This window comes from Bifidobacterium sp. M0353, from assembly GCF_016100645.1.
In the GTDB taxonomy this organism is placed as follows: domain Bacteria; phylum Actinomycetota; class Actinomycetes; order Actinomycetales; family Bifidobacteriaceae; genus Bombiscardovia; species Bombiscardovia choladohabitans.
Map to the genome: position 1 here is coordinate 542100 of NZ_JACFSB010000001.1, position 26388 is coordinate 568487.

Sequence of the window (26388 nt, forward strand, 5' to 3'; positions counted from 1 at the left end):
GTATCGTCGTCGCTTAGGTCACTGGCGAAATGCTCGACGCTGGTCCGGGCGATCTCCGGGGAGATGACCGTTGCCGCGCCAGGGCTCTGCGACTCGTCGGCCAGCTTGAAGCGGGTGGCTGCATCCAGACGCCGACGGAAGGCGTCTGCGGCCTCCTGCGGGCTGACGATGGAGGCATCCGGGTGCTCCAGGACGAACATGGCCAGATCGTCCGAGTCGGCATATGCCACGTTCAGGTTCTCCCCGTCCACGTCCACCGTGGCGGCGAAGCGACGGGAATCGATGACCTTGACCAGGTTGTCGGGAATGCGCTGAGTACCCAGCCCAGGGGCTATGGAGTCCAGACCCAGGCCAGGGATGGGCACCTGCGGCACTCGGGGCGTGGTGCGCGAGACCGGTCGGGTCGGCTCCTCGCAGGCCTCCTGGGACATGGCGATTGATCGTGCAAGGTAGTTTGCCGCAGCCAGCACCGGCATGTCCTCCTGATTGAAGTGCATGCGGATGCGCGGCTCATCCCCCAGTTGCAGACGGTAGGAGGCGAAATCCTGCCCCTCGGACTTGGAGGAATACTCGGGCTGACGGGATTCGATGGCTATGCCCATGGCCGCCAGCTTGGCCCGGTCACGCTGGAACTGCTTGGCGAAGGCTGCCTTGGCGGCCTGGTCGGCCAGCTCGCCGTAGGAGTCGGCATAGGCCTTGACCCGCTGCGCTATTTGCCTTGATGTAAGCCATTGCGGGAAAGCGGACGATAAGACGGCCAGGACATCAAGTTCGTGCTTGCCCCACTTATCCGAGAAACGCCGTCTTCCGTTCGTGCCTTCTGCCATCAGTCCTCGCGTATCGTTAAAATTTGTGTATCAGTGCGCCTAACGCACGTCTACCTATCATAGATTGATTTTCAGGACCGTGGGAGCCAAACACCCAAATACGGTCCCTTTTCTTGACAGGCTGAACCCTGTCGGGCCTGGCCTTAGACCCACTCGTCCGGTTCGATACCCTGAGGTCCCACATACTGGCCGTTGGGCACGTATGAGGAGCGCCCTTGGTCGCTCAGATGGGCGTCCGCATACAGGGTCACATCCCTGCCGAAGGTCCAGTCTCCCTCGATGGTGACCGAGTTGGCAGCTGCGAGGCTGGGAACCCCGTAGGGGAAGCGCTCGTCGAAGTCGGCGATGTACTTGTAGTAGCGCTCATCCAGCTGGACGTTGGGGAAATCGTAGTTGCCGTCCTCCATCTCATAGGAGTCGGTCAGATGGAAGCGGTCGGAGCGCATGATGAACAGGTCGTCGGTGGTCTTGACGGGCAGGAAGCGCATGCGGTCCACCTGCACGCAGATGGCTCCTTCGAAGAGCGTGGCGGCAGAGCCCATGGCGGTCTCCAGTTGCACCACGGGACGGGTGGAGGGATCGGTGGGGTCGACGGTCTTCCGGTTCTCGATGATAGGCAGGGGCAGCACGCCGTCATATTGGGCCAGCTTGTCGCGCAGGGCATCGACCCTGACCCAGATGCTGTTGGTGTTGAAGTAGGGATGCTTGCGGATGGACATGGCCGAGCTGCGGTCGTGCGGGTCCACCTGGGACATCTCCCGCAGGATGAGACGTCCGCTGGTCTTGTCGATGACGATATGGCCGCCCTTGCGGTCAGCCTCGGTCCGCTCGGCCACCTCGATCATGAAGGGCGCTCCGGACTGTGCGAAATAGCCGGCCAGGGTCCTTGAAGGCCGGGCGCCCAGGTTGTCGGAGTTGGAGATGAACAGGTAGTCGATCCCCTGCTCCTTGAGTGTGTCCAGCAGGCCGGTCTCCCAGATGGTCGAGAAGATGTCGCCGTGGCCGGGAGGGCACCATTCAAGGTCCGGCTTGGCTGGAAAGTCGACCGGACGGCCGGTGTCGGCGTCGATTTTGGGCTCGATGTGCTGAATGATTTCCATGGGCACGTCGTTCTGGACGAAGCGGCGGTCCTGCTTGACCACGCGCATGGTGTCGCGCGAGGTGCGGAAGGAGTTCATGAAGATCAGCGGCAGGGGTACTCCCAGGCGCTTGCGGGCTGTCAGCACCTGGCCCATGATGATGTCCAGAAAGCGCATCCGACGGGCCTTGTGGCGACGTATGGGCAGCAGAGACTTGGCCTTTTCCAGGCCCATGGAAGTGCCCAGCCCCCCGTTGAGCTTGATGAAGGCGGTGCGGGAGAACGCGTCCAGGGCCATGTCCATGTCCATGGTGTCGTGGATGTCCTTGGTGCGGGGCACGTCCTTGAGCGGGGTGACGTCCTTCTCACGCACGCAGGCCTTGGCATCTCCTCGTTGCCAGGTTTCGTAAAGATGCCTGAACTGGTTGATGGAGACTTCGCTCATGCCCTTGTCTCGCATCTTCGCGGCCGAAAGGTCGAAAACGTCTGTGCTCATGGAACCCCTTCCGGGCTGGGACGACTTGCGGCCGACGCGGATTGCGCTGACCATTCAGAATCATGATAGCAAGTCGATCATGGGGATCAGTCTGTCTGAACTTGTCAGCCGGGACTCGCCGGACCATTGTCGGTCCGGTGACGCTGTGCTACTATCTCTACTCGGTGCTGATGCACCGTCGGGCCGTAGCGCAGTTTGGTAGCGCACTTGACTGGGGGTCAAGGGGTCGCGGGTTCAAATCCCGCCGGCCCGACAAAGTTATACAAGTTGCCAAGGTTCTCGAAATTTAATGTCCTATTTGTTTTGCTCTGGTGACATATATGATAAAAACTGTATTTCTGATTATCCGCCTCTTCGGTATGACAAATTATGTGCTATGTATTCGTTAATGACGCGGGGCTCCTCACTTTCTTACAGGCATGCACATATATAAGGTATATAAATTAAGGTATATAGATAGAATTCTATTACGCTACACTTTTTAATATCGCTACGAGAGGTTTTATAGAGGCAAGCTTGGCAAAAGCTATATTTTCTTCGGTTGAAGAGATGACTTTCGTTCTGTTTGTTCTGTAATCTGAATAATCAATGTAAGTGACAGTATACAGAGAGCAAAAAAAAGAAAAACACAAATCCATGCAAGATTTCCTTGCGACTCATCAAATTGGTTATAAAGGCTGGGGTGTTCGTCACTGTAATACCCAATCTGAATCTGCATGTATAATGTGACAACTAATCCCACAAGACTCATTACATTTATAAATATCGCGACGACCTTCATAAACAGCTCTTTTCATCAGATTTGTGCAACCACTAATGATAATTTGATATTAATATGATTATCTGGTTAGTATGCGTAGTTAAGGATATTTAATAGTTGAGAGTGAGGAGCCGACAAGCAACCCCTTACTCTCAACATGGGCAATAATGTTACGGGTTACATCTTGTTTTTAGATAAGTGCCGAAATCAGGGTTCGGCCGATCAGGTTCTATATTGAAAGCCGATTTCCAAAAACCGAAATGAAAATGGCATTCGTATTGGTTGAACATACCGTTTACATTTCTATCTCTCCAGTGCCCATTAGCATGGTGTTTTGCATAAATTTGATTCCAAGCTTGTCGATTAACAATTTCTTCGGCAACACCGTTTAATCCGCCAGCGACTCGGAACCATGAGTTAGGAACCAGAGATAAAGACCACATCGGGGATCGGTATATTCATCCATCGGAACTAAAGAAAGTTCCTATAGATGTAAAAGTCGAAACAATCGGGTATTCAACATTCGACGTCTGGTCAATCAACTGGACTAGGTTATGGTCTTCGATTTGGTAATGAATACGTACCGGTTTCCCGTTAGCATCTTTTACAGAGGGAACGGGCATAAAGAGAATTGGATTATTTTCAGCAGCATCTTCAAACAGAGCTACGCTACCATCAGTCCGCCCTTTATTGTCTTTAGCAAATGCCAAATGGGCTGATCCTTTGGTCGAATAATTCACTGAAATCAAGCGAGTAGCGGCATTGTTTTTTATATAAGCAATCTGCTGTATTCCACCGTCTACGACTTGTAGGCCTATAAACATATTTTTATCTTGAGTAACAACAGTGTTTTTCTCAACGTACTGCTTGGGATTTATACTATCAACTGAAGCTTTTACAAGAACTGCGTTGGGCTCATTTTGATTAAATATCGAAACAGGTTGTTCAGGGTTCTTAGGTATTGACACAGTAGCCAGTCCCGCCGCGGCCTCATAGAATCCGCCATGAGATTTCAAGAGTTCAACAGTCAACTTCGACGTACTTATTAAACCGCTCATTACTTTCGTATCGTAGCTTTTCTCTGGTGGCGCCTCCGCTGCATTTGCGACTGAGGGAGTTAAAGCTACGAAAATGACTGCTGTGCTGCACGCAATGGCAATACGTTTCAAGTTTTTCATAATTTACCAATCTTCTTTGAATGTTAATAAATTCTATACATCACGTGAGAAATATTATCAATATATATAAAACCTCACCACGTTCATTTATTATACTTGTTTCCTTTCCTTTTTGAAAGAAGGCACCGTATCTGGTTCAAGGAGTACACCTCTATTTACATATGCCAATATTCATATATATGGCCACCAGAAGGGAAAGCCCAATATATCGCAAAACATACTGCAAGTGCAGAATCAAATCCGAATGGATCGTTACAATCGATATCATTTTGAATCGATGCATAGATTGTGCATAATACTGATACTGATGACGGATGCTTTCGAGTGCATATAAAGCGCATAGTAAGCGATTAAGGTAGAAAAAAATCAAACACTCACATCTTGCTGAGGAGCTACTCCCTTGTTAAGAGCCTTAACTTTCCCTCTTGTCTATTATTCACTTGCATCGTCCCTAATCTAAGCATTCCGCTCTCCAGGGCGGGGCTGACATCGCCTTTGGCTCGCGTCTTATGCCACAATCTCAGGTCACCCGCTCCCCCAAACGTGAATTCATTTCGCGCACCTACAACCTCATGCTCCGCTCATATCTGGCGGTCTCCTTTCATGATGCCCAATGCGGTTTCAAGACCATTACTGCCCAGGCTGCACATGTCCTGCTGCCGCAGGTGAAGGATGACGAGTGGTTCTTCGATACCGAGCTGCTTGTACGAGCCCAGCAGGTCGGGATGACCATGTTGGAGCTTCCTGTTCGCTGGGTGGAGGATGCCGGATCGACGGTCGATATTCCAGACACGGTAAAGAAGGATCTGGAGGGCATGCATCGGGTCAGGGAGGATATGGAGGCCCGAGCGGTCGATGGGCTTCGCGTTGACCTGGACTCCCCTGCCGTCTGGACCCAGATCCGCCAGCATGAGCTGCGCGGATCCCTCTTGCCTGCCAAAGAGGAGGATCCGCATTCACGTATGCAGAATCCAGACAAAGAGACTGCCGCTTGCTGAGCGGCTGACAGCAAACGAAATCTCGTACAGAAAGAGCAAACTTCACCTATCATGAACGCTTCATTGGCTTCTCACAGCAGCTATGGCTTCTCCCAGCATTCGCGGACTTTCAATCCGCCACGATCAACAAGCGCAGATGCAGTCGCTGATGAGCACTCTTCCCGCGCGTATATTCTGCCCCGACGGACTCGTGAAGACTGGGTGGCGCTAGGTGTCATGCTGCTTGCAGCCTGTGCAATATTCTTCATCAATCTTACGGCCTCCGGGTATGCCAACGAGTTCTATTCGGCTGCGGCCCAGGCTGGCTCGGTCAGCTGGAAGGCCTTTCTCTGGGGGTCCCTGGACTCAGGGAACGCCATCACCGTGGACAAGCCACCTGCAGCTCTATGGCCGATGGCACTTTCCGTGCGCATCTTTGGTCTGAGTTCCTTTGCCATCCTCCTGCCGGAAGCACTTATGGGGGTGGCGACCACCTATCTGCTCTATGCCACCGTGCGTCGATACTGGGGCAACTGGGCGGGCATTGTCACCGGATTCATCTTCATGCTCACTCCGGTAGCAGCGCTCATGTTCCGCTTCAACAACCCAGATGCCTTGCTTGTGTTATTGATGACCGGTGCCACTCACGTGCTCCTCAGATCCCTGGAGTATGCCAACCATCCTTCCGGCAATCGAAAGCGCACCTGGTGGATGGTCCTGGCCGGTGCTCTGATCGGATTCGGCTTCCTTGCCAAGCAACTGCAGGTGCTGCTCGTACTGCCTGGTTTTGCCCTGGCTTTTCTTTTGGCCTCGCCGACAGACATGGTTCGTCGCATCCTGGATTCACTGGCTGCCATTGGTTCCATGATCGTCGCCGCTGGCTGGTGGGTGCTGCTGACGGTCATCGTGCCTGCCGGCGACAGACCTTATGTAGGTGGTTCCCAGCGCAATTCCTTCCTTGAGCTCACTTTTGGCTACAACGGTTTCGGACGCTTGACCGGCAGCGAAGAAGGATCCGTCATACCTGGCCACGGCCATGAGGGAGGCGGCATGCCGGCTGGCGGTGGTCGTGGTGGTGGCATGTGGGGCCAGACTGGTCTCAATCGTCTGTTCAGCGGCGAGTTCGGTACGCAGATTTCCTGGCTGGCTCCTTTGGCTTTCGCAGGCATTGTCATCAGCTTGCTGGTTATCGGCAGGGCCGTTCGCACTGACGTGCGCAGGGCCAGTGTCATTGCGTTCGGAGGTTGGCTGACCGTCACTTGGCTCGTTTTCAGCTTCATGGCCGGCATTTTCCACCAGTATTACACCGTGGCTCTGGCTCCTGCCCTGGCTGCTCTGGTGGCCATCGGGGCATTCAGTCTGTGGATCGCCCGGGACAAGCTCTGGGCCAGGATTGTCACGCCGATTCTTATCGCCTTTACAGCCTTCTGGGATTTCAGCCTGACAGGTCGCTCCCAGTGGCTCCCCTGGCTCAAGTGGGCCATTCTCATAATCGGTCTCATGGGCGCCCTCGGTTTTGCCCTGGCTGGACTGTTGCCAATACGACGACGCGCTCTTGTAGCCCTCATTCTCTCAGTCATAGGGCTTATGGCTGGCCCTGCTGCATGGGCGCTGTACACCGTATCCCAAGGACACATGGGATCGATCGTTTTAGCCGGACCCAGCCTTAGCTCAGGGAGGATGGGCGGTGGCCCCGGTGGTATGCCCGGGGGTGCTCCTGGTGGTGGCCGGGCGGGCGGCATGGCACCTGGCAATATGCCACAGCAAGGTAAACCTGGAGGTGACGGCGGTCACATGGGCTCATATCAAATGGGCCAAGACCCGATGAATCAGCAGGGTCAGTCACGCCAGCAGGGCCAGATGCCTGGCGGCAGTTCGAATAGTCAACAGGCTCCCAGCATGGGTTCTCAAGGACCAGGTCCAATGGGCCAGGGTTCCTCGGGGTCACAAGGGGAATCCAGCCCTTCGGGTGCGCCCTCCATGCGTTCACAGCGCAGAAGCCAATCTGGATTCCAGGGTGGACCAGAAGGAGGAAGGATGAAAGGAGGAAGTCTGCATGGTGGAGGCCGGTCCAGTTCCAAGATCGTAGCCAAACTGGAAAAGTCATCCGACTCCCATCGCTGGGCCGCTGCCACGACAGGATCCCAGCAGGCGGCGGGCTATCAGCTGGCTTCTCAAAAGCCGGTCATGGCCATTGGCGGGTTCAATGGTTCCGACCCCTACCCCAGCTTGGAACAGTTCAAGCAGTACGTGAAGGATAGGCAGATTCATTACTACATAGCTGGTGAGATGGGCGGACATCAGATGGGAGGTTCCGACACTGCCACGCGAATCTCGCAGTGGGTGGCCAAGCACTATACCGCAACCACGGTTGATGGTGTCACTGTTTATGATCTGACCCAGCAGCAGGCCAGCTGAGCGCAAAGAGGGCCGAACTATCCAAAAGCTACTCCCTCCGTTTGCGGTAACAAGATAAAGATGAGACGAGCTACTGACTTCTAATCTGTAGGTCGAGAGTTCGAATCTCTCCGGGGTCATCAGACAAACCCCTACTCCCCAAACGGATGTAGGGGTTTTACCTTATCTGCAGCAGTAACTAGCAATTCACGGTTCGTGTGTCATAGTCAGCAAAATCATCGATCCGCCCTGTACCTGCACTTGATCTCCGTGACTGTCTTCTTGGTTGCCCAGTACCGTATTGTGGCGAGGTCAGATCTTATCTGCTGGTGGGCGACTGAGAGGCGCTTGCGGTCCTGTCGGCTGAGTCCGGCCTGATTCTCCAGTCCGATAACTTGGTTCAAGCTCTTGAGTAAAAGGATGATCAGCCGCTCCCGCTCGTCGTTCGACGCGGCACATAGCCGGGTGGTTGTCGGGGATCTAAGAGATGTCATCAGGGATATAGGCCACACCTGGATGATAGGTCTGACATCGAGGCAATTATCGAGTTGCTTAGGTTGGTGGACTAAGCCTATAGGCCTTCGTGTTTATCGGTTTTTGCCGTGTATCCTGAATGAGGATCAAATAAGACCTAGCAAGGTGGCTTACATAGTAGGCGAAGCACCAAAAGATATGAGTGAAATCACCATGGATGAATGGTTGAAAATTGGAAACAACTCTTCCGGTAGTGATCACTATTTGCATTCGTATTTAATCTGAGGCATTAAGGATGAGGACAGAGAAAAGATTGAACCGTTCGCACCGATTCCCGCCGTTTATGATTACTGCGATGTGATTCATCTGACGGTCAAAGCGCCTAACGTAGTGCAGGTAAGTCCAAAAGTTTTGGATCCTAGAGAGCCTAAAGGTTACGACTGGGCTGGAGAGCCTAATTCGCCGATTACCATAGAGTGCTCAGGCATAGAAGTAGATTTAAGCGCGAACTACAACACAAAGAGCAGAATTCCGGAATCTGTGCGTGTACAAAATTTCAGAGGCGTTTACAACATGCCTGTGATAGCTTACGGTAAAGAATCTATGTGGCGGCTTCCATTGGCCTATGGCGTTGCGAATATGCATACCGGGAATGCTGCGTTTAGCATCGGGCTTGACGGCACGCCATCCATCAATTTTTATGAAGAAAAAAGTGGGGACTGGCTTTGCAATATAAAGATCCAACAGAATGGCAAAAGGTATGAGGGAAATATCTATATGTCGAAAAACCTTCGCCTGGAAAACCAATGAAACCTTCTTCAACTACTATCAAAAATAATATTGATAAGCTAAGGCTGGAACTTTAGACGTTAGTGCAGGCTATGGAACCATAGTAAAAGAAGTTGATGGATACTTCGAATTGCTTTTTAGTCGAATTCTGATCATGGTGATAGCAATGGTCAATATTCATTAGTTTTGCAAAATGAGCATGATCATAAAAACATAAGCATTGGCGGTTGCTCAACTCTTACGACATGCATCGCCACTCCATCCAAGGCAAGACCACCATCACACTCAGCCAATCCCTCAAATAAAATATCATGACGTCCGCATTATTAGGGGAAGCCGGACGGCACGACAAGACCAGACTACGTGATGTGTGCAAGCCATCGCGGGCAGATCGTCGGAAACATGGATAAATCCTCGCTGAAACGCGAAAACTCCCCCGCTCCCAGGCTTGGTGTCGGGTTTGGGGGGTGAAAAATAATGAGTTGCTTGCTGACATGCGGTCTAGACACCGCTGGTGGCGGTCACGACGATTTTGATGTGGTCGAGCAGATCGTGTACGGCCTTGTCGACGATGCTGGCGATCGCCCGTGGGGTCGATCCCGTTGACCGCGCTCACCGCCTTGACCGCCGTCTCGAGCGCCTCGATTTTGACCTGTCTTACCTTTGCCGAGCCGGCCGCTTGGTTGATGGCACCGTAGGCGTCCTCGCAGTCCGCCGCGCCGGGACCTTTGTAGGCCATGGCTCATGGGGCAGCTTGTTGGCCTTGTCCAGGGACGGCTGCGACCCATCGTAGCTTGCGGTGAGGTAGTTGAACGGCGTGGTCGATTTACCGTAGGTATAGGATCACACCTCCCGTGTTGCGGTCTTACTCAGTCTGCTGATATCGCCATCGCTCAATGGCATGTCATCATCGCCATTCCATCTGAGATAACAATCCCAAAGAAAGTTGTAATAGTTGGAAATATTAGTTTCGCCGCCAGTTTGGTCTCCCTGGCCTCTTCAGCGCTGTTGTACTCACTTTGGCCGGTCTGGGTGAGCTTGCCGTTGCCGAGGTAGAACGCGACTTGGTGCACGTCATTGAGCAGGATGTCGCCGAGCTGCGGCCGGCCGTTGTTAGGCAGCCTGGCTCAGCCGCGAGCGGTGAGCCGCGGAGAGGTTACCCCGTATAGGTCGCCTGCCCCGTGTTGAAACTGGCCTCTTCAGGCAGAGGATGGCCAATAAGGAACAATCGCAGTTGCCGCCAGTAGGGTTGAAATGCTGGCGGCCGGACTGGCTGTAACCCATATTCGCCTCGGAGCGGAACCGCGTGAGATATGGAAAGACGACCCTGCCATCTCTAGAGCAAAGATATCCAGCCTTGATCACCAACATGGCAAACGACTTCTGCAGCACCAAGTGATTCTTCACTGGTTCAGAGTCGTGGCGGACTTAGCACCGAGCGCAAATCTTAATAGACCGCAAGTACACATCGTAAATAAACAATGCATGCGCTATCTGTCTCTAAAGGAGGTGAATTGCAGTGGCTCGATACTTTTCGCCCTCTTCACCAGAGAATGATCCAGATGTCCTAGTCACTACTGTTTCTATAACCACACGCGAACCAACTTCAATTCCTTCGAGTGACCCTTCAGGTAAATTAGATCCCACAACATGTATGGTCTCCAACGGGTTTCCGTTTTCAAAGGGTGTGATAGCCAAAGCTGTAATGTCGCTGACGGTGCGCATGACACCCTTAATCTGCGATTCTTCTTCATCAGTAGAGCTGTGAGAGATAAGTTCAGCTGCACGTTCCGCAAGAGATGGTGTTAGACGGTCTGACTGCAAGGTTGGTTTCCCCGGCTCCTCCCAGGACAAATCTAGAGACAGATTACTATGATATGAACTGTCAGCCAGATGATGTAGCGAAGAAGCTACCCTTGGCCCAAGTTCCCGTAGTTGATTCGCTAGAATCGAGTTATCCGCCTCCAATTCCTGTGTCGGATCTTCTGGCAATGCAACCATCAACCCAAAAAGCTCGTTGATTCTTGGAAAAACAAGGTCCAGTAATTGGTCCGTTTCAGGATCGATGAGCGCGGTATCTCTACCTTCCAGTTCAGCACTAGGCAATATCCTGGGGCTGATTGAGAAAACCACGGAACCGGGCATAGGACTTGCGTTTAAATCAAGGCGAGTTTTCTCCAGTACGGTTGAAGGCAGCTTGCCTCGATTGCTTTTGTGCCCGTTTAGGGATCCTCCCACACTATCCGCCAAATTCTGAAAATTCAGCAACAACTTACTTAGGTTCCTCAAATCGGCGCGATGCTCAGATGAATCGCCTTCTATGACGTGCAAACGGCCTTTTGATGTCAGATTTCTCCCGGGCTGATTCGTATGACTTGATACAAAACTTTCGAAGGATATTCTATCTAAATCAGACGCTTCGAAATTCGGAACAGCCATATTAGAAGGGATAAGGTCAATCAGGTTGTGTCTACCAGTAGATTCGATACCCGCAGAATTCACAGGCAAATCACGGTCACTGTCCGTAGCCATCAAGAACCACCTCCAGATATCCTCGTTCAGGTCTTGAGTCTCTTCTCAATGAAGAAGGTTGATTAGATCTGCAACGTTGCCAAAAGTCATCCCAATATCCCCGCCATGAAAAGTAATTAATACGATTGTTATCATTCGGGTTTCCGTTCATGAATGCCCGCCAAGTAACCGTATACGTATCGACTTTCAGCGGTATCCGTAAGTGAGCCCATCCTAGATGCCCTCTGCCAGACGCGAGGAGGAAGTTCTTCGCTTGTGCACTCATATCAGGGAATCTAGCATCCAGCTCCTCACCATCCAATAGCAGCACGATATCTATATCGTTCGGATTGACTTTCCGACTAATAAACGACCCTGCTATCCAAACCGCACAGACCGGTGTCAAAGAACGCAAAGCAGAGAGGTAATCCAAAAAATCAGACCATATACCTCGTCTTGTCACTGATTGAGCATAACTTTTGGAATCAACAAAACGGGTTCTCACCTCATTGAGACTGCAACTATACCTGCCAACAGGCAAAAAACCGCTAGGCTCTATGTCCGGTATCATCTTTTCTGCTCCTCATTGGCCTACGATCCGTTTTCTTACTCTATCAGCTTCGCTTAATAGGCATATACTATGTACATTGTGTTTCTACAAATATTGAGATGCATTCGAAAGCCATCACAAAATAACGCAACTGATAATAGGGTGTAAATTCACTAGCTCTAATGACTAGGTACATACCAATCCACTTTCAGGATTCAAAAATGCGGCTCGGTATGCGTAGAGCAATCCGTCAGCGCCCAGACGACGGACAAGTGGAAGCGACTGGCAAAGAAAGGCATCCACGAATATAGGAAGAAAGACTTGGAGTAGATTGCAAGCTCGAAGGAGCGACGGGGGGGGGGGGGGGGATTCGGAGCTTATCTTGATAGGTTTCTTCCCTCATCTATTGGTTACTTTGGGATTATAATTCAGATAATATGCTTCCACAGTGCAGAAACCAGAGTTAGACTTTTATCAGACTGATTGCAGCAATGAATGCTGTTATGACAGTTAGAGCTTCTGTGATTGCTTTCCAAGCGATTTTATGTTGGTATGCTGCTGACCGCTTGAAGATTTTTTGCTCTTTTTCGCACAGCAGCTCTATTGCTCTATCATATCTCTTCACCGCTATATTAGCGATACTGGTGCAAGCTGCACTGATGGCTGGTAAAATGAGAACCGCGAAATAACAGATGAGGTATATGGTACGTCTAGTTTCGGGTGAGAAAATTCCTAATATCAAGGGTAATCTTTGCTGGACGGCAAATATGGAAACTATAATAATCATACTACCGAATAGAACTATTTTTTGTAAGCAAGTCAGTTTCTCTCTTGTCTTGCTTTCGACCCAATAGTCTATTCTGCGCTGTAGCTCTTTTTTAGTACTTTTGTATTTTTTGATTTCTTCGCGACCGGTGGGTTTATTGTCAGGTACTTCCTGGATCGCACGTTTTACTACATCATCAACTTGTACTTGACTCTTAATTACTTTGTAATCATCATAAACAGCAGCAAGCTCCAACTTTCTTACTTCTGCATCTTTCTGAATTTTGCACATTCTTGTGAACTTCCTCCTCCGACATTGATGATTGAGCTTTGCTTTCCTCATACGATATAGCTGTTTGCTGTGTCATATCTACATTCGTTTGTTCAGCGTCCCATATCATTTTTTAAGTTTAGTTGATAGTCAGATTCTGATGTGCTGTGATGCTCAGTTTAATACAGTAACATGAAGGATTTGTCATCTCGTGGAGTGCCGAATTATTGTTGCCCACCTCCCAACGCAGTGCGGAGTTCAGTTTCTTAAATCATGTTCAACATTTATTTTGCTCGCATCGGAGAAAGTCAAGCAATCAGTTCTCTCAGTAAAAACAATCAGGGATTGAAACTGTTTATTCGGCACACAATAAATAAGTTGAAGATGGGCACAGTCTGTTTTACGCTCATCAAGTCAAGCTTCCCCGACACGCAGGTCATGGCCTCAAGTGTTCGAAATCCTGTTGTATTCGCATGCCTGTGTCGGCCCAATCTTCTTAACGACATCTGCCTCGCTTCGGCAGGACTTTCCTTATTATCAAGTCTTGTCGGGCTCCGCCTTCCTGCCGCCCACGCCCTTGAGTGACCCACAGAGTACTCGTGGGGTCGCCACTCCTCCTCCGCAATCTGCTCTCCGGTCGGTTCGGAGCCTGCGGGTAGGAGCGACATAGGCAGCCGCAGGGCGTCGGGGATGGCTTTGACCGCGTCGGCCTGCTGCTCGCTGTCGATGGTGGTGTAGATGTCGTCCACCTTGATGCTGGTGCGGCCGATCATCTCTTCGATGGCCTTGGTGTCCTTGCCTGCCTTGCGCATGAGGGTGACAGCGCAGTAGCGAGTCTTGTGCCCGGTCCGTTCGGCCGAGTCCTTGCCGGCCTTCTAGAGGAGTGCCTTGAATTCGGCGGTGTCGGTGGACCAGAGCCGTGGGCGGCCGTCCCGGTTGCGGAAGAGATGAGCCCGTGCGGTTTGGGCCGGTCCCTGGTTGCCTTCAGGTACGGTACCGGCGCATGACCTCGACGAGCTGCGAGACGAGGAGAAACGGGCCTGACCTGTCCGCTCTCTTGGGGGTGACGAGGCACAGCCGTCCCCTTACAGGTGCTCCATCGTGTATCCGTCGGACCTTTCATATGGCTTTGGGGCATTGTGCCTCGTAGTGGTGCCCACAAGGCCTGGCTGGATCGTGCTCTTGTTTCCGACCTGCTGTCCTAGCAGCCACATGCTTCCAGCAGTCGGTTTTGTCAATTCCAGGAGGAGCTTCATGGTTGTCGATTTTCCGGCTCCGTTTGGTCCCAGCAACCCGTAGACCCCGCCAGCTGGCACCTGTAGATTCAGCCCATCCACGGCTTTGAAATCTCCATAGGCTTTGATCAGCCCCTGTGTAACCACAGCCAGTTGCGGGTCATTGTTTCCGTCCGTATATGCCACTGCGCCTCCCCTTCCAATCGGAATTCAACTGATTCCTATGCAAGTTCGGCGGGTGCAATCCTTCAACGCGGGAAAAGAAACTGACCCCTGCAGGGGACAAGTCGCTGCTGATGAGGCTGATTTGCATCCATAGGAAAAGAGGCTCGCTGGATTTAGTCGTCTTTATGATTGAGTAGGGGCTACTTTGCAAACATGCAGAACTAAAAGCGTCCTCATCAAGAACTTGTTATTGGGTATTGGGACGCTAGGGGCCGGTGTGTGCATGCACTCACTCACCCATCCCCCAGAAAACAAACGATTCGATCTTGACATAATGGCAGGGTTTAGGGTCAAGGCATGACACGCGAAAGTAAATTCAGTGGCGAGGGCAGCAGGAGCGGCTTGAGCATCGGTCAGATGTCTGAGCTTATTGGGGTCAGTCGGAGAATGTTGCGCCACTGGGAGGAGGAAGGACTGATCTTCCCCCTTCGCGACCAGTCGAATTACCGGCATTATCTGCAGGGTGACGTCGCGCAGCTGGAGCGAATTGTGACATACAGGGAGATGGGCTTCAATGCCCGACAAATCAAGGCATTGCTCAATTGCAAGGCACCGCTGGCCTTGGATGAGTTGCGAGGTCAGCGTTTGCGGATTGAGGAAAAAATCCAGCTTCTTAGGAAAGCTACGAATCGTTTGGACCGGCTCATAGTCCTTGCTGAGGTGAAGTCGGGTAATGATTCAGCCGCTACGAAGACCGGTCAGGAGGACCAGTACTTTTCGGAAGCATACGAACGCTGGGGTACTAGTAGGCAGTGGCTTGAATATGCGGAGCGAAAAGCCATGTGCTCCGAGCAAGAGCAGAAAAAGGACACGGCCCGGCTCAAAAATGTAGAAAATGAGCTTGCACAAGCCAAGCGAAAAGGTCTGCCACCGTCCTCAGATAAGGTTCTCGAACTGATTGACGAGCATCGGCAGGCTTTGTCATGGTTCCATGTGACGCCGTCCATGCATGTCATTCTGGGGCGATTATATGTGGCCGACCCGCGTTTCAGACGCCATTACGAACAACTGGAACCTGGATTGGCGAAATGGATGCTGGTCGCAATCGAAACTGCAGCGCGTGCAAGCGGGATAGATCCGGCAACCGTCAAATGGGAGTGATGCAGTCAGTATCTTCCGTCTACGTATCACGTTTTCTGTTCGACTACCCAATTCAAAACACTTCAACTAAGGAACGAGGTAGCCATGGACAACCATGACCAGCCCAAAGCTACTGCTTATGCATGTGCAGGCATAAGTCCCGTGCCGGAGCCGGGGAAGGATGCGAAACCGCCGGAGCCTTATAGGGGCATCTATCTCATGCCCATGTTCATGTGCCTGTATAGCGACGATCTAGATGAATCAGAGGTTTTCTGGACGCAGGGATTGGGTTTCATCAATTTATACACCATGCCGGGCATGATGATTCACTTGAGGCGCTGGGCCTTTCAGGATGTGCTGATTCGTAAGAGTGGTTCCAATACTGGCGACCCTGATACGGATATGGAGTCCATAGGAAGTCTGAGCGTAGCAGTCACGGAAAAGCAGATCAGCAAGATTGTGGATTCATGCGAGCGCCTTCGTCCTGGCTCCACTTCAGCTCTATTACGTAAGCCGTGGAACTCGCTTGAAGCCAGGATTCACACTCCGGAAGGCCTGGCCCTTACCCTTACCGCTGCCTTGGCTGTCGATAAGAAGCAGACCGAAGTTTATCTAAACTCGCACGGTCAATGAGCAAAGTTCAAGCCCTCCTCCCCCGTCATTATTTGATTCTAAGAGCAACGATTAGATGTCCCTAACGGCTGGTGGGTTAAAACATAAGGCTCTATGTCTTTGAACAGATAATTATTGGCTCCAGCCTCGATGGCCGGCAGAATATGGTGGTAAGAGGTGCATTCCAACTGCGCTGCCAGCCAGTTGAATGGCACGGTTGAAACAGAATGTAGATGCATAATCCGGCAGGCTGCTCTGGACCCGGTAAGATCAGGTAGGGTGCCTGAAGAGGACAAACCGCAAAGCCCTGTAAAATTGGTTTAGTTGGTTTATTTTGGTATGTTACAGACCGAGAAGGCGAAACTCATAAGAGTTCCCACTGATTTACTCTTATCTGATTTTAATGTTTCAATGCTTTTGAGATGCTCATTGTCTTGCACCTGGTTCAGCGCGTACTGTTCACCATCTGAGGTGGTAAAGCGGAGGATGGGGTCTCCCTGCTTGCTGAGCTTGCATGACACGGTGCCTTTATCTACCTTCAGAGGCCAGGTGTGTCCCAGTTCTTCTTTTGAAATTGCTTGCGGGTTACTGGTAGCTGCAACCCTGTTGCTTCCATCAGTGGAATATTCTTCAGGGTGTCTCATGCCATCAGTGCAGCCGACAACCCCCACTGTCAGCATAATTGTGGCGCATATCAGGAAAAGGGTTCTGAGGCTCTGCTTGATTCGTTTCATAATTATCGACGTTCTTTCATACTTAGGGACGGTTTCTAGCGCTCGCTGGCCAAAGCCATATATCCGTCCTCGAGATTGGGCGCAGTTTCGACAGAGCCCGCAGGCGGTGTATCGGTAACTATGCGGTACCTCGTCCCCTGTGGGGTGGGTTCCGCGTTGATGATTGTGGCATTTTCCGGTAGGGCCGCGATAGGGGGCGTGATCCAGGTGTGACCGGCAGCTTCATGGATCAGCCCCTCTGTCGGCCCGTCATACTGGTTGCGTCCGCAACGTAATACACACACCCAGGGGCAGGTTTGTGCAACATCATCGAGTATGTGGGTGGAGAGGATAACGGTTCGATCCTGCCCCAGCTGGGCAAGGAGCGTGCGGAACCGCATGCGCTCTTCGGGATCCAACCCCGCTGTGGGTTCGTCGACTACCAGTAGCCGGGGGTCGCCCATAAGTGCCTGTGCGATGCCTACCCTGCGCCTCATACCCCCGGACAACCCTCCGATAGGTTGGTTCATCACGTCTTCCAATCCCACCTGTTCCAGGAGGGTATGTGCCTGCTCCTGCCGTGCACGTTTATTCTCGATCATTTTCAAGATGCCGATATAGTCAAGGAATTCAAGCGGGGACAGGTTCTCGTAGGGGGTGATGTGCTGTGGCAGATAACCCAGGTGCCGTTTTAGATTTCGCCTGTTGGCCGGCGAAGACAGGTCTTGTCCATCAATAAAAATTTTACCTTTAGTCGGTTTGATTATTCCGGTGAGAATACGCATGAGGGTTGTTTTGCCGGCACCATTTGGTCCTATGAGCCCTATCATGCCCTGTGGAAGATCGACGGTCAGATCGTTCAAAGCGGCCGGTCTCCCCCGAAAATCCTTGGTCAGATGGTCAATCGAGATAAACATGTGAGTAATTCCTTTCGAAGTCAGTGGATAGTCAGACCCGAGCTTTTATGTGGTTGGAGGCTATGTTTGCACCAGTGAAAAGAAGGAAGATAATACACACCTGCCAGAGCAGCGATATGACTCCTGATTGGGCGGTAAAGGGGCCGTTCGCTGGTGCGTACATAGGATTGGTGTGGAACCATCCCTGCGCGATCGGATCGCCAATGACTGATAGGGGGCCGCCATTGAGCGTCGGAAGTGGTAAGAGTGGGGTATAGAAAGCCAGCCAAGCCCATGCCAGGACGGCAAGAATTCGGGCCAGGATTGTGGGTAACAGGGCTCCCAGCAGGGCGGATATCCCCATGGCAATCAGCATTGATGGTGAGAGTATGACAAGTGCTACTGCCAGGGCCACCAGTACTGCCTTACCGTTGCCGTGGATGGCTTGGTGGACAGCGATCAATACAAGGAAAAGCAGGGAAGGTGATATGCAGATGACCCAGGCTCCCAAGACATGAGCTGCGCGGATGACTGCCATCGGCAAGGGGGAGGTGGATTCAAGTTCGTCCATACCTGTTCGCCTGCCGGCAGTCATAAGGTCGCTAAAGGATGCTGCGTATGCCAACGGGGTGAACATAGCAAGAACCTGTCCGGTAAAGACAAGACCCTGTATGTTGCTGAATCCAGGTGACTTAGGAGAGGCATAGGCCAAAAAGAGTGCGAAGAGCGCCAGCGGTATGCTGGCTATCCACAGAGCTTTACGCCGATAAAACATCAGTAGTGTGATGCGTACAAGGCTGAGTATCCTCATAGTTCTGCCACCTGCAATACGTTGCGTTCTGTATTACTGCACGTTTTCCATCCGAAGATTGCGCATGCTGCTGCAATAATCGATGGGACGAGTCGTTGCCCGGCCGGATCGGTTATGTACGGATCCCATATGAAACATAAAAACAGCCAAATAGCCATGGAAGCCAGCGACGACGTTGGCATGGACATGGTAAGTACGGCTATGAGGAAAACCAGGCAATTGACAATGAATATACCGCCAACCGGGGTAATTATGCTCACCCATCCCAGGTCACGTGGCCACAGTCGCATCATATGCAAACCGAGAAAAAGAAGGCCTGCGGCAGTAAGAAATGCCACGGTAATGATAAGCAGCCTGGTCGCTTGAACCTTCCGCCATCCAGTTGGAGTTGACTCGGAGAGTTCAACGAGTGGGTCGCCGTTGAGCACGAAAGCTGTGCATAGGCCAGCAGCAATGACTGGCACCTGAGTGAGAACCATCATAACTGGCCGTATGCGGCCCGGTGACCAAATGCCCTCCAGCAAGAAGCCCGCAAGAAGAATACCTGCGGTCAGTAAGAATGGCAGCAATACCAGCCTATAAAGCCTCTTGAACTGTATACCTACGAAAGCCAACCTCGTTCACCTTCTTCATATCTGGTTTTGGCTTCGGTTGCCGCCAGATATTGCTCGCTGCTTGTTCCGTCTGCTTAGTTAGTAGCGAGAGAGGATGAAAAGGTTCATTAATTTTTATATCCACAGGCGAGTTGAGTATGCCAGGCAAGAGGGGCTGTAAGGATAACAGCAGATAGGAGTCCCAGTGTCAGTAGGATGGTCCCTGCCCAGGCTGCGGTTGTAGTGGGTACCGAATTGACCCATGCCGGTAGGAAAAATGATGACCTAAAGTTCTGCAAAGTTCTCAATAGTGGTACAAGTACCCCTAGGAGCAGTGCAATCCAAGAGCATTGCCATATGCATAAGAGGGCCACGATATTCGCCAGGAGTGTTATGGGGGCTATCGTTTGGGCAATAACTGGCAGGGGCCTTATTCCAGGGTTAATCGCAGTGACAATCAATAAGGCTGCTCCCCCGACGACAATATTGGAGATAAAGGCCAGGAGCAGTCTAGTAGCTACTACAACTTGAGGTCCCAGGGGCATAGTGAGCATTAACTCACGATCGTCTTTAATGGAAAAAACCAGGATTATTGTCAACGCCATGTTGAGCATGAGCATATTTGCAAAGATATGCAGACCGAGACTGCCATACCGTGCACCTTGCATAGCGTTGCTAATTAAAACCGCGCATGCTGCTATCGCAATTTCCACCAGTAAGATATATCGCGGTATGAGGCGGAATTGGGTTCGAACAAGTGGGCTACAGGAACGCACTCGACGCATGAATGGTATCGGTTGATCCGTTGCCAGTGACGGCTTCTGGTGGATGGCCTTCAGTACGCTAGTAAAAGCCGGAACTGCCGGCTGAACATTCTGCTCTTTTTCCCTAAGCGCCTCTTGAACCTCACCCCGGTATTCTTCGGTGACCGGGCCTGTGCTGTCTGGGCTTGTGCTCTTATATCGGTCTGTCATAATCACCCCTTCAATTATCTCTGGCTCGGCACTTTATGGGTTTTGACAGGAGCGAGGTCGGTCAACTGTGGGCGCAGGATCTGCCTTGCCCGAGCAATGCGAGACTTCACAGTCCCAACCGGGACGTCGAGCAAGGAGGCTATTTCCGTGTAGGGTAACTCGTGGAGCCAGGCCAGCGTCACCGTGTATGCCATTTCTGCTGGGAGTGCATCAATCCTTTGCCGTATTATTTCCATCGTCAGATCCTTATTGACCAGTTCTACAGGCTCCAACTGATCATCGGTTATCGAGTCAAGTTCCGTCTGATCCATTTGGTCAGGTGGTTTCGGTTTGCGACGTTTCATATAGATTTGCCGCCGGGCAATGCTGAGTATCCAGGTGAGCACCTTGCTGTCTGCGCGAAAGGTTTTTGAGGAACGCCAGCAGCCCAGCCATGTGTCAGCAAAAACTTCATTGGCGTCCTCATCGTCGGATATTCGCAGGGAAATAAAGGCTTGGACGGTATGGGCATACTTATTGTAAAGCGCTTCAAAGGCCGATTCATTCTCAGCGGCCACCATTTTGATCAGACTTATATCATCAGCATCTGGATCAATGCGAGATCGTTTCACTGATGATGTCCTTCTCCGTATTGTCTACATCCCAGATATCGTCTTGCGTACTGCTATGCAAGCGGTTATCGCGGTTATGCTTCATTGCTATTACGAATATGCTGAGATGCTGCTTCTGGGGTCACCCATACTGTGAATCTGGTCGCATGGCAACACATTAACGTCTGCGCATCAAGTAACTTCTCATCAGGTGTAGGTGTCCCAGCGCTTATTTACGCCCTTTCAAGTACTTCCATATCTTCTTTAGGGCCCAGTCGTAGTGGCTGGAAGTCGAGGAGATGAAGGCAGAGCCCAAGGTAGAGTTGCCTGTCCATGGGAGGGCGCCCTTGGTGAACAGCTGTTCGTTGGTGAACGATTGCGCCAGGGCCATGACCTTCTTATGGGATTCGACGAACAGGTTCAAGGCCTGATCGTAGGTGGTGTCATCATGCTTGTCCCGCAGCTTCACATTCATCTCGCCGTAATTACGCCAGTTGTAGCTGTCCGGAAGAAAGTCGTGGGTCCTGCCCTGCTGGTTGTCCTCCACCCAGTTCAACAGCAGCTGATGCCACTCGTAGAGATGGACGAGCACGTCCTTGATGTTCCTGTCGCGTGCCCAATGGGCCCCCTTCTCCTTGCTCAGGTCGAAGGAAAAGCGGCCATTGCGTTCTTCAGGTGTCAGCGGCTCAAGCAGCGCCATGATTTTGTCGAAGCCATCATCAGCCGCCTTGATGAATTCTTCCTTGGTGGTCGGTCGCGCCATGACGGTCCTCCATTTGTCTGTTGTTGACAAGATTTGACTGGTCCATCGTCACCTGTCTCGGTTTGTCATCGACTGTACCCTATATGAGCCTTACAAATGCTCGCGTATAGGAAATCGTCGCGAACTCAAGTGCTTACATGTACTGGTGAAAAGCCATCAATTACTCACAGTCGCATCTACCCACCAATTAAATTCATTAAGCCGAGCGCTGCATATACCGACTTAATTTATTTAACAAGAGACCTGAAGGAATGACAGAGGTCGGCAGGCTTGCTGTGGCTCAAATATGTGCCCGGCTGTATGCAGCGAGGCTTTATTACTCGCCGATGGCATGCGATATGACACTGACAGAGTTCTCGAATCTGGTGGTCAGGGCTTGGATTCCTGTGGCTGCGGCACCAAGCAGGGATGCGATGAGCATCACTACGATCCAAGCGCCCCATTGCACGCTCATCTGTGCTTTGCCCATAAAGCGTGAGAGCATGAAGGTCAGGGATGAGGTGCAGAGCAAGGTGATGACGAGGGAGAACAGTGTGCTGGTAATCATAGTGATGATGCCGTCAAGTGCGCCCAATACTCTGAGCTGGCCGATTCCGGCACCTGATACGTAGGTCAGCGCCAGATCAAGTCCTCGGCCTTTGGAAGTGATCAAGGTGCCTGCAATTGCACCTGTTATCGCGATGATCATTGGCGGTCCAGTGAGCGCCAAGAGACTCGCAAACATGTCTGTGGTCGCCGGAACAGTGCCTGGTGTGTGGGGAAAAGCGACTAGCAAGGTGGTGATCATTGTGCTCAACCCTCCGCCGACGGTCATCAGCAATGATAGACCCGCAGTCATCGGGATTATCGTCGCTCCCTGGCGCTGTATGCTGCCGACAGCCTGCTGGCCTGCCAGCCTCCAGGTTCTGGATGGCAACGCCACAATACGTGTCCATATCGCCGTGAAGCCGGGAAAGAGGTATGGCGCGAAAGCTGCCAGCGAGAATATCAGGAGGAACATGCCGCCCATGGCGAAGGCGAGAAATACCGTCATCCGATCCGCAGCGGCATCGCTGCTCATCTGACTGGCAGGAGGGTTAGTTGCAAGTGCAAAAGCTGGAATCAGCAACATGCAGCCAGCACCAATCAAGCATACGATTCCCAGGAGGAAGCGGAAGACGCCTATCCGCTTTGGCGGATTCTGGGATTGCCTGAGGGCTTCCATTGGTCGTATTTTCGAGAGCGAACGGATAGTCAACAAGGTGCTTATGAAGATGGGCGCAGCGCTGAAAGCGAGGCCTTTGCCCGGCGAATCGAACAGGTGGCTGCCGGTATAGGTCAAATGCAAATCTAATGGATTTGTCACCATGGCGAAGGTCAAGGGCGTAATCACCGGCAGCAAAAGGCAGGTGCCTGCAACAGACAGGATGAATAATCCAATGACTATCAGCAGATTCCAGGCCAGCAGTTGCCAAGGCAGAGCGCCTTGTAAAACCATGAGCGCCAGTTGATGCCGCCGTTGATTGAGTGCTGAGTTCATGACCCATAGCAGCACAGCTATGGTGATGATCACGCTGAATGCCAAGGCGGGACCAGTGTATGCGGATCCAAGTTCCTGCTCCGGACCCTGATAGTCCTGATCAATGATTGCGGCGACCGCGATAAGGGAGCAGATGACAGTCTGGGATACTACCATGGCCAGCAAGACGGCGCTCCAGACCATGGGCGCTGCTTTGAGTTCGGACAGAGCGCCTCTCATACCATGGGCGCTTTCGCAGAGAATGACTGGCTGATACGGCCATCGCGCACGGCAAACAGCCGATCGCACTGACCTGCCACCTCATTGTTATGCGTCACCAGTACGATGGTTTTCTTTTCGTGGTTGGCAAGGTCCTTCAGCACCGATATGACCTTTTCTCCGGATTCCTGATCCAGGGCGCCAGTCGGCTCGTCCGCGAATACCACGTCTACGTCGGATAACAGGACCCGGGCCAGGGCAACACGTTGCTGCTCGCCGCCCGACAGCAGGGTGACGCTTTTCTTTTTCTGATCGATCAGGCCAAAGTACTTCAAGAGGGAATCCGCCGTCTTTCTAGGAAAGCGGGATCCGCGAAGGGTGAATGGCAGAGCCAGATTCTGCTCGACTGTCATGCTGGTGATCAGGTTGTAGGACTGGAATACGAAGCCTAGATGCTGGCGTCTGAACTTGGTCATGGCCGATATCCCCAGACGGGTTATGTCCCTGCCCAGCAGAAGCACAGTGCCGCTAGTGGCCTTCTCCAGCCCAGCCAGGCAATACAGCAGCGTCGATTTGCCGCTGCCTGACGGCCCTATGATGCCGGTCATCTCCCCCGGATAGGCAGTGAATGCTATGTCATTGAGAATGGTCAGTGAATCGCCGCGGCGCGGGGAGACCACCATGGACAGCCCCGTAGCTTCAATCGTTGGTGTCGGGCCTCTGCTTTCGCTTACGTTGGGGTTATTCATAGTTGCATCTTTCCCTTGGATGATCATCGACGACCTTCCAGACCGAGGCATCTACGCCCAGTAATGCTGATGCGCCTCGCAGATGTCATGTGCCCTCGTTCGTCGCTTGCCCCTGTATGACGGTCATCCTTGTCGTCATCAGTCACTTCCATTGATATCAGCGAAAGAAGGGATGAAATACCCTGATTTACCCTGAATTATCCCTGACTGGGCCCTGATTTTTTCGAAATAACGGACATGTTCGAGCAGCTATGCTTACGCGCCGCCACTGGCAAAGTCAGTAGCGGCGGGGATCAGCTGATTACTGCTGCAGGCTCATTCGCTGACAAGCAGTAGGGATTTGATGGCGGTGCGCTGGTCCATGGCCTCATAGGCTTCCTGGATGTGATCCAAGGCAAAGCGCTGGGTGAAGACCTTGCCTGGCTGGATGCTGCCCTTGAGCACCTGGTCAAGGAGCAGATGCCTGTCATATGTGGTGACTGCGGCCGTGCCTCCTCGCAGACCGACGTTGCGCCAGAACAGCTTAGAGGTGTCCATGGTAGCCTGCTGCGGCACACCCACCCTGCCGACCACTGCGCCGGGCCGGGCCACTCTGACGGCAGTATCGGTGGACAGTTCGGTGCCCACGCATTCCAGGACTGCATCGGTTCCTGCTCCGTCGGTGAGGGCCATGACCTGCTCCACAGCAGCGTCGCCGCGTTCAGCCACGATGTCAGTGGCTCCGAATTCACGCGCCAACTTCTGGCGGTCCTCATGTCGGCTCATGGCAATGATGCGTTCGGCCCCACGCAGCTTGGCTGCTATGACACCGCACAGACCCACCGCCCCATCGCCCATGACCACGACTGAGTCGCCTTCTTTGACCTGGGCTGTTGCGGCTGCATGATAACCCGTGGCCATCACGTCGGAGAGGGTCAGCAGTGAGTCGAGCATGTCGTCGCTGTAGTCCTCTGGCTGGCCTGGAATCTTCACCAAGGCCCAGTCCGCGTTGGTGAAACGCAGATACTCACTCTGGTAGCCGCCGCTCCCCCGCCTGTCCGGATCAAGGCAGTCACCGTCGAAGCCGGCCCTGCAGGCCGCGCAGTGTCCGCAGCCATGGGTGAAGGGCGCAATGACGAAGTCACCAGGTTGGACATGAGAGACATCCGAGCCCACTTTTTCAACCAGGCCGATGGCTTCGTGCCCTACGTGACTGCCTGAGGGCATTGAGGAAATCCCCCGGTACCACCACAGGTCGGATCCGCACACGCAGGCCCGGACGACCCGAATTACAGCATCTCCGGGCTTTTCGATGGTCGGCATCGGTGCTTCCTCCAGCTCGATGCGGCCTGGCTTCACAAACTTTGCTGCCTTCATGCTTCTGCTCCCCATTCTTCACTACCAGGCATATATGTCTGCCAAGTATGCGGATGAAACATAGTCTAGGGAGTTCAATCCGCTTGAAGTCAAGTCGATGCCTTATTGCGCGCGATTCACAGAGGTGCGGACAAGATTGTCACACGGGAATACGGTCATAAGATGCAGCCAGATATAGGTGCTGTATAGGGGTGCCGTATAAGGCTTGCTATGTAGAGGTGGCGTATGGAGGTATCTTCATATGCCTTGTGACAGATCGCATGCATTCCTGCATGCACGTCGTAGGCCGAGCCTCAACGATTCAACTCATTTGGAGGAGCTTTGTGGACCGCCAAGTGCCTTAAGGAAGGCGGCATAGGCCTGGGGGTTGCGATGGTTTTTGCCTGCTTGGACAATCAGCCCGTGATATTCACGCAGATCGTTGAGCGGCCATTGATCAACCCGGATAAAATCCGCCTCGTACTCTTCGCCCTCCTGGTATGACCGCAAGGAGGCCCATCCCAGACCGTCCAACATCCGGCGTGCATAGGCGTCCCAGATAAAGCAACGCTGGCCGAAGGCATAGAGCCGTATGACATCCGCCGTCTCGCGTCCGACTCCGGCAATGGTGAGCAGGTCGTCACGCAGACCTTCATCCGCGCAATCCTCAACATTGGCCGTGCGGATGCCGTGAGCCAGCAGCCACTGAGCCAGGGCCTTGCAGGTGCGTGCCTTGGCCTTCATGAAGCCGCTGGATCTGATCAGCGCGGTCAAAGTAGTCAGGTCGACGTCGGCCATGTTGCAGGGGTTGAGCAGATCGGCCGTGCGCAGCTGCTCGATGGACATGGCCGCGTTCCCCCAGGCTGTATGCTGGACCAGCACCGCTCCGATCATCATCTCGAAGTCGGTCTCTGCCGGCCACCAATTCTGCACTCCCAGACGAGCGAGCAAACGCGAGTACAGCCACTGTGAGCAACCGGCATTTATCCTGCCTGCATCGCCCATAACGCCTCCATACGATT

The 26388-nt window shown here is 52.6% G+C and carries 24 protein-coding genes, 2 tRNA genes and 1 pseudogene; 7 read left to right on the top strand and 20 right to left on the bottom strand.

Annotated features, from left to right (window positions below; all coding sequences use genetic code 11):
- Window positions 1-43 precede the first annotated feature (43 nt).
- A pseudogene (locus tag H3V04_RS10505) lies at window positions 44-827 on the bottom strand (WYL domain-containing protein); the annotation flags it as partial.
- Between the two features lie 143 nt (window positions 828-970).
- A complete protein-coding gene (locus tag H3V04_RS02085) occupies window positions 971-2401 on the bottom strand; it encodes a UTP--glucose-1-phosphate uridylyltransferase (RefSeq protein WP_198187046.1) in 1431 nt (476 codons plus the stop codon).
- 179 nt (window positions 2402-2580) lie between these two features.
- Between H3V04_RS02085 and H3V04_RS02090 the strand changes: the two genes are divergently transcribed.
- Window positions 2581-2654: transfer RNA gene (locus tag H3V04_RS02090), tRNA-Pro, on the top strand.
- A gap of 677 nt (window positions 2655-3331) precedes the next feature.
- Here H3V04_RS02090 and H3V04_RS10510 read toward each other — a convergent pair.
- Together H3V04_RS10510 and H3V04_RS02100 are read right to left on the bottom strand one after the other, a co-directional pair.
- A complete protein-coding gene (locus H3V04_RS10510) occupies window positions 3332-3604 on the bottom strand; it encodes a DUF2599 domain-containing protein (protein WP_198187047.1) in 273 nt (90 codons plus the stop codon).
- A 15-nt stretch (window positions 3605-3619) separates the two neighbouring features.
- Window positions 3620-4339 carry a hypothetical protein gene (locus tag H3V04_RS02100; protein ID WP_198187048.1) on the bottom strand — a complete coding sequence of 240 codons (720 nt, stop codon included), beginning with the start codon at window positions 4337-4339 and terminating at the stop codon, window positions 3620-3622.
- A 509-nt stretch (window positions 4340-4848) separates the two neighbouring features.
- Here H3V04_RS02100 and H3V04_RS02105 point away from each other — a divergent pair.
- From H3V04_RS02105 to H3V04_RS02120, 4 genes are all read left to right on the top strand, one after another.
- Complete coding sequence (locus H3V04_RS02105; protein WP_198187049.1) at window positions 4849-5337, top strand: hypothetical protein; 489 nt, start codon at window positions 4849-4851, stop codon at window positions 5335-5337.
- 216 nt (window positions 5338-5553) lie between these two features.
- Entirely contained in the window at window positions 5554-7734 is a 2181-nt protein-coding gene (locus tag H3V04_RS02110) for a glycosyltransferase family 39 protein (RefSeq protein WP_232342421.1), read from the top strand.
- Window positions 7725-7853, top strand: a tRNA-Arg gene (locus H3V04_RS02115). Before H3V04_RS02110 ends, H3V04_RS02115 begins: the two co-directional genes overlap by 10 nt.
- 691 nt (window positions 7854-8544) lie before the next feature.
- The gene (locus H3V04_RS02120; protein WP_198187051.1) at window positions 8545-8997 is read left to right on the top strand and encodes a hypothetical protein; all 453 of its coding nucleotides are present in this window, start codon (window positions 8545-8547) and stop codon (window positions 8995-8997) included.
- Window positions 8998-9869: 872 nt separating this feature from the next.
- On the opposite strand, the gene H3V04_RS02125 is transcribed toward H3V04_RS02120, so the two are convergent.
- From H3V04_RS02125 to H3V04_RS10105, 6 genes are all read right to left on the bottom strand, one after another.
- A complete protein-coding gene (locus H3V04_RS02125; RefSeq protein ID WP_198187052.1) occupies window positions 9870-10049 on the bottom strand; it encodes a hypothetical protein in 180 nt (59 codons plus the stop codon).
- Window positions 10050-10476: 427 nt separating this feature from the next.
- Window positions 10477-11508, bottom strand: coding sequence for a hypothetical protein (locus H3V04_RS02130; RefSeq protein WP_198187053.1), 1032 nt, complete (start codon window positions 11506-11508; stop codon window positions 10477-10479).
- Window positions 11492-12058, bottom strand: coding sequence for a hypothetical protein (locus tag H3V04_RS10515; protein WP_373564642.1), 567 nt, complete (start codon window positions 12056-12058; stop codon window positions 11492-11494). The genes H3V04_RS02130 and H3V04_RS10515 overlap by 17 nt, the downstream gene beginning before the upstream one ends.
- A gap of 442 nt (window positions 12059-12500) precedes the next feature.
- On the bottom strand, window positions 12501-13094 hold the full coding sequence (locus H3V04_RS02135) for a hypothetical protein (RefSeq protein WP_198187054.1): 594 nt from the start codon (window positions 13092-13094) through the stop codon (window positions 12501-12503).
- Window positions 13095-13411: 317 nt separating this feature from the next.
- Window positions 13412-13885, bottom strand: coding sequence for a hypothetical protein (locus H3V04_RS02140; RefSeq protein WP_198187055.1), 474 nt, complete (start codon window positions 13883-13885; stop codon window positions 13412-13414).
- Between the two features lie 273 nt (window positions 13886-14158).
- On the bottom strand, window positions 14159-14494 hold the full coding sequence (locus H3V04_RS10105; RefSeq protein WP_373564644.1) for an ATP-binding cassette domain-containing protein: 336 nt from the start codon (window positions 14492-14494) through the stop codon (window positions 14159-14161).
- A gap of 381 nt (window positions 14495-14875) precedes the next feature.
- Here H3V04_RS10105 and H3V04_RS02150 point away from each other — a divergent pair, with 381 nt between their 5' ends.
- Window positions 14876-15634, top strand: a complete 759-nt coding sequence (locus tag H3V04_RS02150; protein WP_232342423.1) for a TipAS antibiotic-recognition domain-containing protein — start codon at window positions 14876-14878, stop codon at window positions 15632-15634.
- 84 nt (window positions 15635-15718) lie between these two features.
- On the top strand, window positions 15719-16246 hold the full coding sequence (locus H3V04_RS02155; protein WP_198187057.1) for a hypothetical protein: 528 nt from the start codon (window positions 15719-15721) through the stop codon (window positions 16244-16246).
- Between the two features lie 308 nt (window positions 16247-16554).
- Here the strand turns inward: H3V04_RS02155 and H3V04_RS02160 are convergent, their stop codons facing one another.
- The 10 genes from H3V04_RS02160 to H3V04_RS02205 all read right to left on the bottom strand — a co-directional run bounded on the left by H3V04_RS02160 (window position 16555) and on the right by H3V04_RS02205 (window position 26371).
- A complete protein-coding gene (locus H3V04_RS02160; protein WP_198179596.1) occupies window positions 16555-16959 on the bottom strand; it encodes a DUF2511 domain-containing protein in 405 nt (134 codons plus the stop codon).
- 35 nt (window positions 16960-16994) lie between these two features.
- The gene (locus H3V04_RS02165; protein WP_198179597.1) at window positions 16995-17855 is read right to left on the bottom strand and encodes an ABC transporter ATP-binding protein; all 861 of its coding nucleotides are present in this window, start codon (window positions 17853-17855) and stop codon (window positions 16995-16997) included.
- Window positions 17856-17886: 31 nt separating this feature from the next.
- Entirely contained in the window at window positions 17887-18645 is a 759-nt protein-coding gene (locus H3V04_RS02170; protein ID WP_198179599.1) for a murein hydrolase transporter LrgB, read from the bottom strand.
- Entirely contained in the window at window positions 18642-19259 is a 618-nt protein-coding gene (locus H3V04_RS02175; protein WP_198187058.1) for a hypothetical protein, read from the bottom strand. The genes H3V04_RS02170 and H3V04_RS02175 overlap by 4 nt, the downstream gene beginning before the upstream one ends.
- A gap of 967 nt (window positions 19260-20226) precedes the next feature.
- Window positions 20227-20823 (bottom strand): RNA polymerase sigma factor, encoded by a 597-nt coding sequence (locus tag H3V04_RS02180; protein WP_373564645.1) that lies wholly within the window; start codon window positions 20821-20823, stop codon window positions 20227-20229.
- 208 nt (window positions 20824-21031) lie between these two features.
- The gene (locus H3V04_RS02185; RefSeq protein WP_198187059.1) at window positions 21032-21565 is read right to left on the bottom strand and encodes a ClbS/DfsB family four-helix bundle protein; all 534 of its coding nucleotides are present in this window, start codon (window positions 21563-21565) and stop codon (window positions 21032-21034) included.
- A 316-nt stretch (window positions 21566-21881) separates the two neighbouring features.
- Complete coding sequence (locus H3V04_RS02190) at window positions 21882-23267, bottom strand: hypothetical protein (protein ID WP_198187060.1); 1386 nt, start codon at window positions 23265-23267, stop codon at window positions 21882-21884.
- Window positions 23268-23299: 32 nt separating this feature from the next.
- A complete protein-coding gene (locus tag H3V04_RS02195; protein ID WP_198187061.1) occupies window positions 23300-24058 on the bottom strand; it encodes an ABC transporter ATP-binding protein in 759 nt (252 codons plus the stop codon).
- 288 nt (window positions 24059-24346) lie between these two features.
- Window positions 24347-25387, bottom strand: a complete 1041-nt coding sequence (locus H3V04_RS02200) for a zinc-dependent alcohol dehydrogenase family protein (protein WP_198187062.1) — start codon at window positions 25385-25387, stop codon at window positions 24347-24349.
- Window positions 25388-25693: 306 nt separating this feature from the next.
- Window positions 25694-26371 (bottom strand): endonuclease III domain-containing protein, encoded by a 678-nt coding sequence (locus tag H3V04_RS02205; RefSeq protein ID WP_198187063.1) that lies wholly within the window; start codon window positions 26369-26371, stop codon window positions 25694-25696.
- Between the last annotated feature and the right edge of the window lie 17 nt (window positions 26372-26388).